Raw genomic sequence first — 15,519 nt, forward strand, 5'->3', positions numbered from 1 at the left:
CCTTCCCATGGCCGACGCCCCTGCCGGCAAAGTGACCTTCGTCGGTGCCGGCCCCGGCGCCGCCGACCTGCTGACGTTCCGCGCCGCGCGTGCCATCGCCGAGGCCGACGTCGTGATCTGGGCGGCCAGCCTGGTCCAGGAGGAGGTCCTGGAACACGCCCGTGAGGACGCGGAGATCCTCGACTCGGCGACCATGTCCCTGGAAGACGTCGTCGCCGTGTACGAGCGGGCCCGCGCCGAGGGGCTGAAGGTCGCCCGTATCCACTCCGGCGACCCGGCCCTGTGGGGCGGCACGCAGGAGCAGGTCGACCGCTGCGCGGAGATCGGCATCGCCACCGAGATCGTGCCCGGGGTGTCCTCCTTCTCGGCCGTCGCGGCGCTCGCGCAGCGCGAGCTGACCATCCCGGAGGTCGCGCAGTCGGTCGTGCTGACCCGGCTCGGCGGCGGCAAGACGCCCATGCCGCCCGGGGAGGAGGTCCGGGAGTTCGCCAAGCACGGCACCACCATGGCGGTGTTCCTCTCCGCCGCCCGCAGCGGGCAGCTCGTGCGGGAGCTGCTGGAGGGCGGCTACCCGACGACGACGCCGGTCGTGGTGGCGTACCAGGCGACCTGGCCGGAGGAACTGGTCGTGCGGTGCACCATCGGCACGCTGGAGGAGACGGTCAAGGAGCACAAGCTCTGGAAGCACACCCTGTTCCTGGTCGGCCCGGCGCTCGACGCGCACGGCACGCGCTCGCACCTGTACCACCCGGGTCACTTCCACGGCTACCGCAAGGCCGACCCGGAGGCCCGCAGAGCGCTGCGCGAGCGGGGTGCCAGTACATGATCACCGTGGTCGGGACCGGCACCGGTGCGCCGCTGGGCGAGGACGTCCTGGCCGGGGCCGGGCTGGTCGTCGGCGGGCGGCGGCATCTGGACGCCGTACGGCTGCCGGAGTCGGCCGAGCGGATCGTGCTCGGGCCGCTGGCGCCCGCCCTCGACGCCGTCGAGAAGCAGGTCGGCAAGGGGGGCCGGGTCGTCGTGCTGGCGTCCGGGGATCCGGGGTTCTTCGGGATCGTGCGGGTGCTGGCGGAGCGGTTCGGGCCGGAGCGGCTGGATGTGCGGCCCGGGGTGTCGTCGGTCGCCGCCGCGTTCGCCCGGATCGGGCTGCCGTGGGACGACGCCGTGGTGGTGAGCGCCCACGGGCGGGAGCTGCGGACGGCCGTCAACGTGTGCCGGGCGCAGCCGAAGACGGCCGTGCTGACCGGTCCGGGCGCGGGTCCGGCGGAGCTGGGTGCCGCGTTGCGGGACGCTGCGCGGATGCTGGTCGTCGCCTCCGGGCTCGGCTCGGACGCGGAGCGCGTGGAGCGGGTGACGCCCGCCGAGGCCGCCGCCCGGGACTGGGGCACCGCGGTGAACGTGGTGCTGTGCCTGGACGAAGCACGGGCGCTCGGCCCGGTGCGGACGGTCGCGGGCCCCGGGGAGCTACCTGCCGGATGGGCCTTGGACGAGGCGGAGTTCACCCACCGGGACTCGATGATCACCAAGTTCGAGGTGCGGGCACTGGCCCTGGCGCGGCTGGGGCCGCGCCAGGGCGACCTGGTGTGGGACGTGGGCGCGGGCTCGGGGTCCGTGGCCGTGGAGTGCGCGCGGCTCGGTGCGGCCGTCACCGCCGTGGAGAAGACCGCGGACGGCGTGGAGCGGATCCGCGCCAACGCCGCCGCGCACGGCGTGGACGTGCGGGTGGTGCGGGGCACGGCACCGGAGGCGCTGGCGGAGCTCGCCGAGAACCCGGACGCCGTGTTCGTGGGAGGCGGCGGGCGCGAACTGCCCGCGATCGTCGCCGCGTGCGCGCGGCGTGCCCGGCGCACGGTGGTCGTCGCCATGGCGGCGCTCGACCGGGTGCCGGCCGCACGCGAGGCCCTGACGAGCGCCGGTCTCCGCTGCGACGGCGTGCTGCTGCAGTCGTCGCGGCTCTCGCCGCTGCCCGGGGACGTGACCCGGCTCGCGGCGACCAACCCCGTTTTCCTGCTGTGGGGCGTCCGGCCCCCGGCAGCTGTCGAAGAAGGAGTCGCCCAGTGATCGGCCTCATTTCCGCCACCGCGGCGGGAGCGGCTGCCCGGGACCGGCTGGCCGCCGCGTGGCCGGACCGCACCCGGGTGTACGAGGGTCCCGTCGGGGACGCCGTACGGACCGCGTTCGCGCAGTGCGAGCAGCTCGTGTGCTTCCTGGCGACGGGCGCGGTGGTGCGGCTGGTGGCACCGCTGCTGTCCGGCAAGACCGAGGACCCGGGCGTGGTGTGCGTCGACGAGGGCGGGCGGTTCGCGGTGTCCCTGCTGGGCGGGCACGCGGGCGGCGCGAACGAACTGGCCCGCGAGGTGGGTGACCTGCTGGGTGCCGAGCCGGTGGTGACGACGGCCACGGACGCCGTGGACCTGGCGGGCCTGGACACCTTCGGCCTGCCCGTGGAGGGCGATGTCGCCGCGGTGTCGCGGGCGCTGCTGGACGGTGAGGCGGTGGCGCTGCGGGCCGAGGTGGCCTGGCCGCTGCCGCCGCTGCCGGTGACGGACGAGGGGCCGTACACGATCCGGCTCACCGACCGGCTCGTGGCGGCGGCCGAGCGCGAGGCCGTGCTGCGTCCGCCGACCCTGGTCGTCGGGGTCGGGGCGTCGAAGGGCGCCCCCGTGGAGGAGGTGTTCGGACTGGTCCGGGACGCCCTGCGGGAGGCCGGGCTGTCGGTGGCGTCCGTCGCCGAACTCGCCACCGTCGACGCCAAGGCCGGGGAGCCTGGCATCGTCGAGGCCGCGCGGCGGCTCGGGGTGCCCCTGGTGACGTACTCCGCGCAGGAGCTGGCCGGGGTCGACGTGCCCAATCCGTCCGACGCGCCGCTCGCGGCCGTCGGGACCCCGTCCGTGGCGGAGGCCGCCGCGCTTGTCGGCGGGGGCGAACTCCTCGTCCCCAAGCGTAAGTCGGCCACGAGCCCGGCGATGGCGACCTGTGCCGTCGTACGGCGGCCGGGGCGCGGGCGGCTCGCGGTGGTCGGGCTCGGGCCGGGCGCCCGGGACCTGCTCACGCCGCGCGCCCAGACCGAACTGCGGCGCGCTTCCGTGCTCGTGGGGCTCGACCAGTACGTCGACCAGATCCGTGATCTGCTGCGACCCGGCACCCGGGTCGTGGAGTCGGGGCTCGGCGCCGAGGAGGAGCGGGCGCGCACGGCCGTCGAGGAGGCCCGCAAGGGGCAGGCCGTCGCGCTGATCGGCAGCGGGGACGCGGGCGTCTACGCCATGGCCTCCCCCGCGCTGGCCGAGGCCTCGGACGACATCGACGTGGTCGGCGTGCCCGGGGTGACGGCGGCGCTCGCGGCCGGTGCGATCCTGGGCGCCCCGCTGGGCCACGACCACGTGTCGATCAGCCTGTCCGACCTGCACACGCCATGGGAGGTCATCGAGCGGCGGGTCCGGGCGGCGGCCGAGGCGGACATCGTGGTCACCTTCTACAACCCCCGTTCGCGCGGCCGTGACTGGCAGCTTCCCAAGGCGCTGGGCATCCTCGCCGAGCACCGGACCCCGGCGACGCCGGTCGGTGTCGTGCGCAACGCCTCGCGGCCGGACGAGTCCAGCCGGCTCACCACCCTGGGCGCCCTCGACCCGGCCACGGTCGACATGATGACGGTCGTGACCGTGGGCAACACGGCGACCCGGGACATCGCGGGGCGCATGGTGACGCCGCGCGGCTACCGCTGGCAGGCAGCGCGGGAGGGCGCCGAGTGAACCGTGTCGTTCATCCGATCGAGGTGGAGTCCTACCGGCGTATGCGCGCCCGGCTGGACACCTCGCACCTCCCGCCGTTGACCCGGGCGGTCGTGGAGCGGGTCGTCCACTCCGCCGCCGACCTCGACTACGCCGACGACCTCGTCCTGGACGAGGCCGACCTGGCGACGGCGCACGCGGCGCTGCACGCCGGGGCGCCCGTGGTCGTGGATGTGGAGATGGTCGGCGCCGGCATCACCCGCCGCGAGACCGTCTGCCGCCTGAGGGACGCCGAGTCCGGTCCCGGTCTGACCCGGTCCGCGCACGCCATCCGGCTCGCTTTCGAACAGGTCGGTCCCGGCGCCCTCTGGGTGATCGGCAACGCGCCGACCGCGCTGGAGGAGCTGCTGACGCTCGACGCCGACCCCGCGCTCGTCATCGGCCTGCCCGTCGGCTTCGTCGGAGCCGTCGAATCGAAGGCCGCGCTGCGCGAGAGCGGCCTGCCCGCCGTGAGCAACGTGTCCGAGAAGGGCGGGTCGGCGGTCGCCGCCGCCGCGCTCAACGCCCTGCTGTACCACCCCACTTCCGCCGAGGAGAAACTGTGACCACCCCGCCCGCCCTGCTCATCGCCGGCCACGGCACCCGGGACGACGCCGGAGCCGAGGCGTTCCGCGACTTCGTACGGCAGCTGGGGGCCCGGCACCCCGAACTGCCCGTCGCGGGGGGCTTCATCGAGCTGTCCCCGCCGCCGCTGGGCGAGGCCGTCACCGAGCTGGTCGAGCAGGGCGTGCGGCGCTTCGCCGCCGTCCCGCTGATGCTGGTGTCCGCCGGGCACGCCAAGGGCGACATCCCGGCGGCCCTGGCCCGCGAGAAGGAGCGGCACCCGGGCATCTCGTACACCTACGGGCGTCCGCTCGGCCCGCACCCGGCGCTGCTGAACGTGCTGGAGCGGCGGCTGGACGAGGCCCTGGGGTCGGCGGGTCGCACGCCCGGCGACCGGGCCGACGTGACGGTGCTGCTGGTCGGGCGCGGCTCCACGGACCCGGACGCCAACGCCGAGGTGCACAAGGCGGCCCGGCTGCTGTGGGAGGGACGCGGCTACGCGGGCGTCGAGACGGCGTTCGTGTCGCTGGCGGCGCCGGACGTGCCGAGCGGACTCGACCGCTGTGTGCGGCTGGGCGCGCGCCGGATCGTGGTCCTGCCCTACTTCCTGTTCACGGGCATCCTGCCGGACCGGGTGCGGCACCAGACGGAGGGCTGGGCCGCCGCGCACCCGGAGGTCGAGGTGCTGTCGGCTGACGTCATCGGACCGGAGCCGGAGCTGCTGGACCTGGTGTGGGAGCGGTACGAGGAGGCCGTCAAGGGCGATCTGCGGATGAACTGCGACTCGTGCGTGTACCGCATCGCGCTGCCGGGCTTCGAGGACAAGGTGGGCATGCCGCAGCAGCCGCACTTCCACCCGGACGACGACGACCACCACCACGGGCACGGACACGGCCACCACCACGGCGCTCCCTCGCATGCGCACTGAGAGCGGGCACGATCTGCGTCACCACGGTGACGCGGAGGTCCGGGACGACGGCGGCTCGCTCGTCGACCTGGCCGTGAACGTCCGCGCGGACACGCCGCCGGTCTGGCTGCGGGAGCACATCGCCGCGTCGCTCGGCGGACTCGCGGCCTACCCGGACGGCCGGGCGGCGCGGGCGGCGGTGGCCGCACGGCACGGGCTGCCGGCGGAGCGGGTGCTGCTGACGGCGGGCGCGGCGGAGGCGTTCGTGCTGCTGGCGCGGGCGCTGAAGGTGCGCCGGCCGGTCGTCGTGCATCCCCAGTTCACCGAGCCGGAGGCGGCTCTTCGGGACGCCGGGCACACGGTCGGCCGGGTGCTCCTGCGGGAGCGGGACGGCTTCCGGCTGGACCCGGCGGCCGCCCCCGAGGACGCGGACCTGGTGGTGATCGGCAACCCGACGAACCCGACGTCGGTGCTGCACCCGGCGGACGCGATCGCCTCACTCGCCCGGCCCGGGCGGGTGCTGGTGGTGGACGAGGCGTTCATGGACGCGGTGCCGGGCGAGAGCGAGACCCTGGCCGGGCGGGTCGACGTGCCCGGGCTCGTGGTGCTGCGCAGCCTGACCAAGACGTGGGGCCTGGCCGGGCTGCGGATCGGGTACGTGCTGGCGGCGCCGGAGACGATCGAGGACCTCCAGCGGGCGCAGCCGCTGTGGCCGGTGTCGACGCCGGCGCTGGCCGCGGCCGAGGCGTGCGTGGGGCCGCGGGCGGTGGCGGAGGCGGCCCACGCGGCGCACCGCATCGCCGCGGACCGCGCTCATCTGCTGGCCGGCCTCGCCCGCTTGGCCCCGGCCGGGCTGCGGGTGGCCGGGCCCGCGCAGGGCCCGTTCGTCCTGCTCCGCCTGCCGGGGGCGTCCGCCGTCCGCCGGCGCCTGCGCGACCTCGGCTACGCCGTGCGCCGCGGGGACACGTTCCCCGGACTGGACGGGGAGTGGCTGCGGCTTGCGGTACGGGACCGCAGGACGACCGACGGATTTCTGAAGGCGCTGGAACGGGCGCTGGAGGCCTGAGGGCCTGGTTCGCCCGGGCTCCGGACAGGGCTCAGACGCCCCGCCGGGACGCGAACGGATCCGAACCGCTGAAGCCCGGAGTTCCGCGGGCGTACCGGGCCTCGCTCATCGAGCTCCGGGATTCCGAGGACGCCGGGCAGACCCGTGGCACGCGCTGGGCCGAGGGCCCCGACGGGACTTGAGCGGCCGCTGGACCCGGGTTCTGCGGTCCCCGGCGCGCCTGTGATCCGAGCCCCTCCGGCCCCGTTCCCCCGGAGGGATCAGCTCCGGCGGCGGGCCAGGACCACCGCTCCCCCGCCTGCCGCGAGCATGACGATCGCGGCGCCCACGAGGTACGGCGTGGTCGAGCTGCCGCCCGTCTCGGCCAGGTCCGCCTCGGCGGGTTCGCCCTGCGGCTTCACGTCGGCGGGCGGGGCGGACGGCTCGGCCGGGGGCTGTGCGGCGGGCTCGGCCTTCGGTGTCCGGCACGTCGCCTCGGCCAGGGTGACCGTGCCGTCGACCTCCGCGACGTTCAGTTTCAACGGGTTGACGGACACCTTGAGTTCGAGGGCGGTGGCGGCGGCCGTACGGGCCGTGGTCCGGGTGCTGGAGAGGTCCAGGCGCACCTCGCCGACGCCCGGCACCTTGACGTCCGTCGGGCCGCCGGCGGTCAGCGCCACGCGCTTGCCGAGCACGGTCACCGAGCCGGGCAGGCCGGTCGTGGCGAACGGCTTCTTCCCGACCTCGCAGGTGGCCCTGGCCGTGACCTTCTCGACCTCGATCAGCGACAGCAGCGGCAGGCCGGGGACATGGAGGCGGGCGTGGGCCAGGGTCGTGCTCCCCTCGGCCTTGCCGGCGGTCGTCGTGGCTCTCGCCTCGGCCACCTCCGCGCGCAGCACGCTGAACGGCCGGCCGCCGTCCACCGCGTCGAGGGTGGCCGTCAGCGTGGTCTTGTCGGCGCTGCGGGGAGCCCGGACGTCATTGAGGGAGACCGTGAGGGGGACGTTCACCGACTTGTTCAGCAGGGAGACGTCCAGGCCGGTGCGCAGAACGACGGCGCTCGCGCGGCCGTGGTCGCCGGTGGCGTGCGCCGGGCTCACGCCGGTCAGAGCGAGGGGCCCGGCGGCGAGGGCCGAAACGGTCGCGACGGTCGCCAGCCGGCGTGCGGGCATGCGGAAGGAAGGGCTGTTCACGGTGGGGACTCCAGGAGAGACAGGCTCGGGACCCGGAAAGAATCGCCGCACCGCGCGCACGGCGTCAGCGATCTGACACCGCTTCACTCCAACGTGGCGATACCGAGGATCCATTCGAATCCCCCGGCACAGGCGTTCCCCGCCGTCACCCTCGCGGTGGCCCGACCATCACGCTCACGATCCGCCCACCGCCCGACCACCACGCTCGCGATCCGCCCACCGCCCTCGCGGCTAGCCGACCACGCGTCCGTTCAGCACCACCCGGCGCGGCGAGGCCAGGACGCGTACGTCGGCCCGCGGGTCCTCGTCGTAGACGACGAGGTCGGCCGGGGCGCCCTCGTCCAGGCCCGGGCGGCCGAGCCAGGCGCGGGCCGTCCAGGTGCCCGCGGCGAGGGCCTCGACCGGCGGGATGCCGGCGGTGACGAGTTCGCCGACCTCGGCCGCGGCCAGGCCGTGGGCGAGGCCGCCGCCGGCGTCGGTGCCGACGAAGACCGGGATCCCGGCGTCGTAGGCGCCCCGGACGGTGTCGTAGCGGCGTTCGTGGAGCCGGCGCATATGGGCCGACCAGCGCGGGAACCGGGCCTCGCCGCCGTCGGCGAGCTGCGGGAAGGTGGCGATGTTGACCAGCGTCGGGACGATGGCGACGCCGCGTTCGGCGAACAGCGGGACGAGGTCCTCGGTCAGGCCCGTCGCGTGTTCGATGCAGTCGATGCCCGCCTCGACGAGGTCCCGCAGGGAGTCCTCGGAGAAGCAGTGCGCGGTCACCCGGGCGCCCAGGCGGTGGGCCTCGGCGATCGCCGCCTCGACGGCCTCGCGCGGCCAGCACGCCGACAGGTCGCCGAGGTCGCGGTCGATCCAGTCGCCGACCAGCTTGACCCAGCCGTCGCCGCGCCGGGCCTCCTGGGCGACGTAGGCGACCAGGTCCTCCGGCTCGATCTCCCAGGCGTAGTTGCGGATGTAGCGGCGGGTACGGGCGATGTGCCGCCCCGCGCGGATGATCTTCGGCAGGTCCTCGCGGTCGTCGATCCAGCGAGTGTCGGAGGGCGAGCCGGCGTCGCGGATGAGCAGTGTGCCCGCGTCCCGGTCGGTCAGGGCCTGCTTCTCGGCGACGTCCTCGGGGACCGGGCCGTGGCGGTCGAGTCCGACGTGGCAGTGGGCGTCGACGAGGCCGGGCAGGGCCCAGCCGACGACCGTGCGGATGTCGCGGGCGCCGGCGGGACGGTCGTAGGAGATGCGGCCGTCGACCACCCACAGCTCGTCCCGGACGTCCTCGGGCCCGACGAGCACCCGTCCCTTCACGTGCAGCACCGTGCGATCGCTCATGCACCGCACCTTAATGAGCCGCCCGGCGGGACTCGAAGGGGGCCGGTGTGCGCGGGACTCGGCGCGCAGGGGGGTGCGGGCCGCCGGTTACCCTCGATGCGATCGAACCTGCTGTGAGTGAAGAGAGCTTTGCCGTGACGCATCCGTTTCTGGACCTGGCCCCGCTCGGCGCGGACCGCTTCGCCGCGATCGAGGACCGCGTGGCGCGGCTGCTGAGCACCGAGCAGGACATCGTGATCATGCAGGGCGAGGCGCTGCTGCCGCTGGAGGGCGCGATCCGTGCCGCGGCCGGTGCGGGCACGACGGCGCTGAACGTCGTCACGGGGCCGTACGGACAGACCTTCGGCGACTGGCTGCGGGACTGCGGTGCCACGGTGATCGACCTGGCGGTGCCCTTCCACACGGCGGTGACGGCCGAGGAGATCCGGCAGGCCTTCGCCGACCACCCGGAGATCGACTTCGTGTCGCTGGTGCACGCGGAGGCGGCGACCGGCAACACCAACCCGGTCGCGGAGATCGGCGAGGTCGTGCGGGCGCACGGGGCGCTGTTCTACCTGGACGCGGTGGCGTCGATCGGGGCCGAGCCGGTACTGCCGGACGCGTGGGGCGTGGACCTGTGCGTGATCGGCGCGCAGAAGGCGATGGGCGGTCCGGCCGGAGTGTCGGCGGTGTCGGTGAGCGAGCGGGCCTGGGCGCGGATGGCGGCCAACCCGAAGGCGCCGCGACGGTCGTACTTGTCGCTCCTCGACTGGAAGGAGCGGTGGATCGACGGTGGCCGCAAGGCGCTGCTGCACGCGCCGGCGCAGCTGGAGATGCTGGCCCTCGAGGCCTGTGTGGAGCGGATCGAGGCGGCCGGTCTCGACGCGGTGATGGCCCGGCACGCGTCCGCCGCGGCGGCGACCCGGGCCGGGGCGGTCGCGCTCGGTGGCGGGCTGGAGCCGTACGTGTACGAGGCGCGGGACGCGGCGCCCGTCGCCACGACGCTGCGGGCGCCGTCCGGGGTGGTGGCGTCGGAGCTGGTCCGGCGGGCGCTGGAGGCGGATCCGGCGGTGCCGCTGGCCGCGGGCGGGGGCCCGCTGGCCAAGGAGATGATCCGGGTCAACCACTACGGCGCCGACGCGACGCCGGGCGCGGTGCGGGCGAGTCTGGCGGCGCTGGGCGCGGCGCTCTCCGAGCAGGGGCTGCCGGTGGATGTGGAGGCGGCGCTGCGGGCCGTCGAGGGGGCGTGGCGGTAGTCGTCGGCTGTCGTGAACCGGGGCACCGGTGTCGGTGCCCCGTGCCATGCTCCCCGTATGACCGCCAACACACCTGCTGACACCCCTGCCCTGCCCGACGGCCGTCCCGTTCCCCGCCTCACGGGCGACGAGCGGGCCATGCTCGAGAGCTGGCTGGACTTCCACCGGGCCACGCTGGAGCTGAAGTGCGCCGGGCTGGACGACGCGCAGGTGCGGATCGCGGCGGCCGAGCCGTCGTCGCTGACCCTGCTCGGGCTGGTGCAGCACCTCGCCGAGGTCGAGCGGAACTGGTTCCAGCGGGTGGCCGGCGGGCTCGCCGTGCCGCCCGTGTTCGAGGACGCGACCGGCTACGCGCTGGATCCGGCGCGTGGGCTCGACGAGGCGCTCGGGATCTGGCGGCGGGAGATCGCACGGGGACGGGAGCTGTGCGCCGGGCTGCCGCTGGACCAGGTCGGGCGGGTGGCCGAGGGGCCGGTGCCCGGCATGGAGGTCAGCCTGCGCTGGGTCCTCATCCACATGATCGAGGAGTACGCACGGCACAACGGTCACGCCGATCTCCTGCGGGAACGCATCGACGGAGTGACCGGGGCTTGAATTCCTCGTGCTATCCGGACCATCCCACATGTAAGCTGGCACACAATTAAGAATTGAATTCTTCCAAGAACAGGTTGCCCTATTCTTCTGCCCGCTTTTCCCGGTCCTAAACGCGCAGATTTTGAGGACACTTCGAGGGGAAATTCGGGCAGATCCCGTGGGACTTACACGGCTGTGACGCGTTACACACTGTGACCGCTTTGCCCGGTAATTACCGGACAAAATCGGGCGCTCTGCCGCCTCGATACGTCGATCCGCACGGTCGCGCGATAACACAGACGAGGTCCATATGTAACCCCGACCGGCGATGCAATTTTGAATTTCGCTGGGTAAGTTCAATTCACATGACCGCCGTACAAGCAGATCCGCAAATCGACCGCCCCACAGTGGCCGACGGAGCCGCACTCTGGCGGATGGCGAAGGACTCGAAGGTTCTCGACCTGAACTCGTCCTACAGCTATCTGCTGTGGTGCCGTGACTTCGCCGCCACCTCGGCCGTCGCCCGCGACGAGCAGGGCGAGCCGATGGGCTTCATCACCGGGTACGTGCGGCCGGACAGCCCGCGCACCCTGCTGGTCTGGCAGGTGGCGGTGGACGAGGCCCACCGCGGGCGCGGACTGGCCGCCGCGCTGCTGGACGGCCTGGTCGCACGGACCACGGCCGAACTGGAGGTGACGACGGTGGAGACCACCATCACCCCGGGCAACACCGCCTCGGAGCGCCTGTTCACGTCGTTCGCCGAGCGTCACGGCGCCCGGCTGGAGCGCGAGGTGCTGTTCGACACGGGCCTGTTCCCCGACGGGCCGCACGACGCAGAGGTGCTGTACCGCATCGGCCCCCTGCCCCACTGACTTTCCCGACGTACCGCCCGACCCCCGCAGACTTCCCCCACGCACCGAGGAGCGATTCTTCGTGACCATCACCCAGCCGGACCTGAGTGTCTTCGAGACCGTCGAGTCCGAGGTACGCAGCTACTGCCGCGGCTGGCCCACCGTCTTCGACCGTGCGGTGGGAAGCCGTATGTACGACGAGGACGGCCATGAGTACCTCGACTTCTTCGCCGGAGCGGGGTCACTGAACTACGGGCACAACAACCCGGTCCTGAAACGCGCGCTGATCGACTACCTGGAGCGCGACGGCGTCACGCACGGGCTCGACATGTCGACCACCGCCAAGCGCACGTTCCTGGAGGCCTTCCAGAACCTGCTGCTGCGCCCGCGCGACCTGCCGTACAAGGTCATGTTCCCGGGCCCGACCGGCACCAACGCCGTCGAGGCCGCGCTGAAGCTGGCGCGCAAGGTGAAGGGGCGCGAGTCGATCGTGTCGTTCACCAACGCCTTCCACGGCATGTCGCTGGGCTCGCTGGCCGTCACCGGCAACGCCTTCAAGCGCGCCGGCGCCGGTATCCCGCTGGTGCACGGCACCCCGATGCCGTTCGACAACTACTTCGACGGCACGGTCGAGGACTTCCTGTGGTTCGAGCGACTGCTGGAGGACCAGGGCTCCGGCCTCAACAAGCCGGCCGCCGTGATCGTCGAGACCGTGCAGGGCGAGGGCGGCATCAACGTGGCCCGGCCCGAGTGGCTGCGCGCCCTGTCCGAGCTCTGCGAGCGGCAGGACATGCTGCTGATCGTCGACGACATCCAGATGGGCTGCGGCCGTACCGGCGCCTTCTTCTCCTTCGAGGAGGCGGGCATCGTGCCGGACATCGTCACCGTCTCGAAGTCGATCAGCGGTTACGGCATGCCCATGTCGCTGTGCCTGTTCAAGCCGGAGCTGGACGTCTGGGAGCCCGGCGAGCACAACGGCACCTTCCGCGGCAACAACCCCGCGTTCGTCACGGCCACCGCGACCCTGGAGACCTACTGGGCCGACGGTTCCGCGATGGAGAAGCAGACCCGCAAGCGCGGCGAGCAGGTCGAGCAGGCGCTGATCTCCATCACCGAGGAGAACCTGGCCGACGTGAAGGAGTACCGGGGCCGCGGTCTGGTGTGGGGCCTGGAGTTCCACGACAAGGCCCGCGCGGGCAAGGTCGCCAAGCGCGCCTTCGAGCTCGGACTGCTCATCGAGACGTCCGGCCCGGAGAGCGAGGTCGTGAAGATGCTCCCGGCCCTCACCATCACGCCCGAGGAGCTGGACGAGGGCCTGAGCGTGCTGGCCCGCGCCGTCCGAGAGACCGCCTGACCAACCGAGCACCACTCATCTAGGAGGCATCGCAGCACCGTGATTGTCCGTTCGTTCAAGGAGATCGAAGGTACCGACCGGCACGTGAAGGCGGCGTCCGGTACGTGGGAGAGCAAGCGCATCGTCCTCGCCAAGGAGAAAGTTGGCTTCTCCCTGCACGAGACGGTCCTCTACGCGGGTACGGAGACGTCGATGTGGTACGCGAACCACATCGAGGCCGTCGTCTGCGTGGAGGGCGAGGCCGAGCTGACCGACCACGAGACCGGGCTGACGCACACCATCACGCCCGGCACCATGTACCTCCTGGACGGGCACGAGAGGCACACGCTGCGGGTCAAGCAGGACTTCCGCTGCCTCTGCGTGTTCAACCCGCCCGTGACCGGACGGGAGGACCACGACGAGAACGGCGTCTACCCGCTGCTCACCGAGGAGGTGTGACGTTTCCATGACCGCCACCACCGACACCACCACCGGTATCCCCGACCTCTACCCCAGTCGCGGTGCCGCCGAGGCAGTGACCCCGCGCCAGGACCCGGTCGTCTGGGGCGCACCCGACGCCCCGGGCCCGGTCGCCCCGGCCGACCTGCTGTCCTTCGAGCGCGACGGCTTCCTGGCCATCGACGAGCTCATCACCGAGGACGAGGTCGCGGTCTACCGCAACGAGCTGAACCGGCTGGTGCACGACCCGGACATGCGGGCCGACGAGCGGTCGATCGTCGAGCCGAAGTCCAAGGAGATCCGCACGGTCTTCGAGGTGCACAAGATCAGCGAGGTGTTCGCCCGGCTGGTCCGCGACGAGCGGGTCGTCGGACGGGCGCGGCAGATCCTCGGCTCGGACGTGTACGTCCACCAGTCGCGGATCAACGTCAAGCCGGGGTTCGGCGCCAGTGGCTTCTACTGGCACTCGGACTTCGAGACGTGGCACGCCGAGGACGGTCTGCCGCGGATGCGCACGGTGTCGGTCTCGATCGCGCTGACCGAGAACTACGACACCAACGGCGGACTCATGATCATGCCGGGGTCGCACAAGACGTTCCTCGGGTGTGCGGGTGAGACGCCGAAGGACAACTACAAGAAGTCGCTGCAGATGCAGGACGCGGGCACGCCCTCGGACGAGGCGCTGACCCAGCTGGCCACGCAGCACGGCATCAAGTTGTTCACGGGCAAGGCCGGTTCGGCGACCTGGTTCGACTGCAACGCCATGCACGGTTCCGGCGACAACATCACGCCGTTCCCGCGCAGCAACGTGTTCATCGTGTTCAACAGTGTGGAGAACACGGCGGTGGAACCCTTCGCGGCGCCGGTGCGGCGGCCGGAGTTCATTGGCGCGCGGGACTTCACACCGGTCCGGTGACCGCTCTTCGGCCGGGGGTCCGGGGGTTGCTCCCCGGACGGCACAGCATTGGCGCGCGGGACTTCACACCGGTCCGGTGACCGCTCTTCGGCCGGGGGTCCGGGGGTTGCTCCCCGGACGGCACAGCATCGGGGCGCGGGACTTCACGTCCGTGCGGTGACCGCTCTTCGGCCGAGGGCGGTGACCGCCGGTCAGCGGTGGGACGACCGTGTGACAGAGCTGCCGGGTGGGGCCTCCTCGTGTGGGACGGGAGGCCCCACCCGGTTTTTTCATGCCGCCAAGACGTCCAGGAGCCGGTCGACGTCCGCCGCGGTGTTGTAGAGGTGGAACGCCGCCCGCAGGTTCCCGGCCCGGTCGGAGACCTCGATGCCGGCCCGGCTCAGCTCACCCTGCCGGTGGCCCAGCCCCGGCACCGACACGATCGCCGAGCCCGGCGCGGGCACCGGCTCGTGGCCAAGACCGGCGAGCCCGGCACGGAACCGGTCCGCGAGGCCGACGTCGTGGGCGTGCACGACGTCGACGCCGATCTCCTCCAGCAGCTCCAGCGAGACACGCAGCCCGGCGTAGGTGAAGAGGGCCGGGCTGACGTCGAACCGCCGTGCGGAGTGGGCGAGTTCCTCGACGGGGCCGTAGCAGCTGTCCCAGGGGCGTTCCCCGGCGACCCAGCCCGCGAGCAGCGGCGTGAGCCCGCCGAAGTCCCGCGGGGCGACGAAGAACGAGGCCCCGTGCGGGCCCAGCAGCCACTTGAATCCGACGGCGGCGAGGAAGTCGTCCGCCTCGGCCTCCATCGGCAGCCAGCCGGCCGACTGCGAGGCGTCGACGTAGGTACGGGCGCCGTGGGCCCGGGCCGCCGCCCGCACGGCCGGCAGATCGGCGAGGCGGCCGTCGGCGGACTGCGCGGCGCTCACTGCGACCAGCGCGGTGTCCGGGCGGACGGACTCGGCGAGCCGCTCCAGCGGCACGGCGCGCACCTTGAGGTCGCCGCGCGTGTGGAACGGGTTCACCAGCGAGGAGAAGTCGCCCTCGGCCGTGAGGACTTCGGCCCCCGCGGGCAGCGAGGCGGCGATCAGCCCGCCGTACTCCGCGACCGAGGCCCCGGTCGCGACGCGTTCGGCCGGAACGCCCGCCAGCCGGGCGAAGGACGCGCGGGCGGCCTCCACGTCCTCGTACAGGGGACCCAGGGGCGTGCCCTCGGCACGCATCCGCACCGCCGCCTGCACGGCGCCGACGGTCCGGGCGGGCAGGAGCCCGTTGCTCGCGGTGTTGAGGTAGGTGTGCTTCGGGGTGAACTCGGCACGGACGAGGTTCTCGAAGGTCTCCATGGAACCACTCTGCGTCCCCGGGATCTCCCCG

At 73.1% G+C, this 15,519-nt stretch carries 15 protein-coding genes; 12 read left to right on the top strand and 3 right to left on the bottom strand.

What is annotated here, in order from left to right; genetic code table 11:
- Positions 1-7 precede the first annotated feature (7 nt).
- From cobM to cobC, 6 genes are read left to right on the top strand one after another with little or no spacing between them, the layout of a single operon-like run.
- Positions 8-826, top strand: coding sequence for a precorrin-4 C(11)-methyltransferase (gene cobM, locus QOL88_RS08620; protein ID WP_097215862.1), 819 nt, complete (start codon positions 8-10; stop codon positions 824-826).
- Positions 823-2,061 carry a precorrin-6y C5,15-methyltransferase (decarboxylating) subunit CbiE gene (cbiE, locus tag QOL88_RS08625; RefSeq protein ID WP_097215863.1) on the top strand — a complete coding sequence of 413 codons (1,239 nt, stop codon included), beginning with the start codon at positions 823-825 and terminating at the stop codon, positions 2,059-2,061. Before cobM ends, cbiE begins: the two co-directional genes overlap by 4 nt.
- A complete protein-coding gene (cobJ, locus tag QOL88_RS08630) occupies positions 2,058-3,749 on the top strand; it encodes a precorrin-3B C(17)-methyltransferase (protein WP_097215864.1) in 1,692 nt (563 codons plus the stop codon). Before cbiE ends, cobJ begins: the two co-directional genes overlap by 4 nt.
- Positions 3,746-4,333, top strand: coding sequence for a precorrin-8X methylmutase (locus QOL88_RS08635; RefSeq protein ID WP_097215865.1), 588 nt, complete (start codon positions 3,746-3,748; stop codon positions 4,331-4,333). Before cobJ ends, QOL88_RS08635 begins: the two co-directional genes overlap by 4 nt.
- Positions 4,330-5,259 (top strand): sirohydrochlorin chelatase, encoded by a 930-nt coding sequence (locus QOL88_RS08640; protein WP_097215866.1) that lies wholly within the window; start codon positions 4,330-4,332, stop codon positions 5,257-5,259. The genes QOL88_RS08635 and QOL88_RS08640 overlap by 4 nt, the downstream gene beginning before the upstream one ends.
- Positions 5,249-6,304 (top strand): Rv2231c family histidinol phosphate aminotransferase CobC, encoded by a 1,056-nt coding sequence (cobC, locus tag QOL88_RS08645; RefSeq protein ID WP_097215867.1) that lies wholly within the window; start codon positions 5,249-5,251, stop codon positions 6,302-6,304. The genes QOL88_RS08640 and cobC overlap by 11 nt, the downstream gene beginning before the upstream one ends.
- 260 nt (positions 6,305-6,564) lie before the next feature.
- Here the strand turns inward: cobC and QOL88_RS08650 are convergent, their stop codons facing one another.
- Complete coding sequence (locus QOL88_RS08650; RefSeq protein WP_097215868.1) at positions 6,565-7,476, bottom strand: SCO1860 family LAETG-anchored protein; 912 nt, start codon at positions 7,474-7,476, stop codon at positions 6,565-6,567.
- Positions 7,477-7,707: 231 nt separating this feature from the next.
- Positions 7,708-8,799: an amidohydrolase family protein gene (locus QOL88_RS08655; protein ID WP_097215869.1), complete on the bottom strand. Its 1,092-nt coding sequence runs from the start codon at positions 8,797-8,799 to the stop codon at positions 7,708-7,710.
- Positions 8,800-8,933: 134 nt separating this feature from the next.
- On the opposite strand from QOL88_RS08655, the gene QOL88_RS08660 reads away from it, so the two are divergent.
- The 6 genes from QOL88_RS08660 to thpD all read left to right on the top strand — a co-directional run bounded on the left by QOL88_RS08660 (position 8,934) and on the right by thpD (position 14,166).
- On the top strand, positions 8,934-10,034 hold the full coding sequence (locus QOL88_RS08660) for a pyridoxal-phosphate-dependent aminotransferase family protein (protein ID WP_257027651.1): 1,101 nt from the start codon (positions 8,934-8,936) through the stop codon (positions 10,032-10,034).
- Between the two features lie 57 nt (positions 10,035-10,091).
- Positions 10,092-10,628: a DinB family protein gene (locus QOL88_RS08665; protein ID WP_097215871.1), complete on the top strand. Its 537-nt coding sequence runs from the start codon at positions 10,092-10,094 to the stop codon at positions 10,626-10,628.
- 344 nt (positions 10,629-10,972) lie between these two features.
- Positions 10,973-11,479, top strand: coding sequence for a diaminobutyrate acetyltransferase (gene ectA / locus QOL88_RS08670; RefSeq protein WP_030852474.1), 507 nt, complete (start codon positions 10,973-10,975; stop codon positions 11,477-11,479).
- A gap of 61 nt (positions 11,480-11,540) precedes the next feature.
- Positions 11,541-12,812, top strand: coding sequence for a diaminobutyrate--2-oxoglutarate transaminase (gene ectB, locus QOL88_RS08675; protein ID WP_097215872.1), 1,272 nt, complete (start codon positions 11,541-11,543; stop codon positions 12,810-12,812).
- A gap of 39 nt (positions 12,813-12,851) precedes the next feature.
- Positions 12,852-13,250, top strand: coding sequence for an ectoine synthase (locus tag QOL88_RS08680; RefSeq protein WP_053670739.1), 399 nt, complete (start codon positions 12,852-12,854; stop codon positions 13,248-13,250).
- 7 nt (positions 13,251-13,257) lie between these two features.
- A complete protein-coding gene (thpD, locus tag QOL88_RS08685) occupies positions 13,258-14,166 on the top strand; it encodes an ectoine hydroxylase (RefSeq protein ID WP_097215873.1) in 909 nt (302 codons plus the stop codon).
- 269 nt (positions 14,167-14,435) lie between these two features.
- Here the strand turns inward: thpD and QOL88_RS08690 are convergent, their stop codons facing one another.
- Positions 14,436-15,488, bottom strand: a complete 1,053-nt coding sequence (locus QOL88_RS08690) for an aminotransferase class V-fold PLP-dependent enzyme (RefSeq protein WP_179878804.1) — start codon at positions 15,486-15,488, stop codon at positions 14,436-14,438.
- Positions 15,489-15,519: the final 31 nt, after the last annotated feature.

The sequence above is a fragment of the Streptomyces sp. Ag82_O1-12 genome (assembly GCF_900182715.1).
GTDB classification, from domain to species: domain Bacteria; phylum Actinomycetota; class Actinomycetes; order Streptomycetales; family Streptomycetaceae; genus Streptomyces; species Streptomyces massasporeus.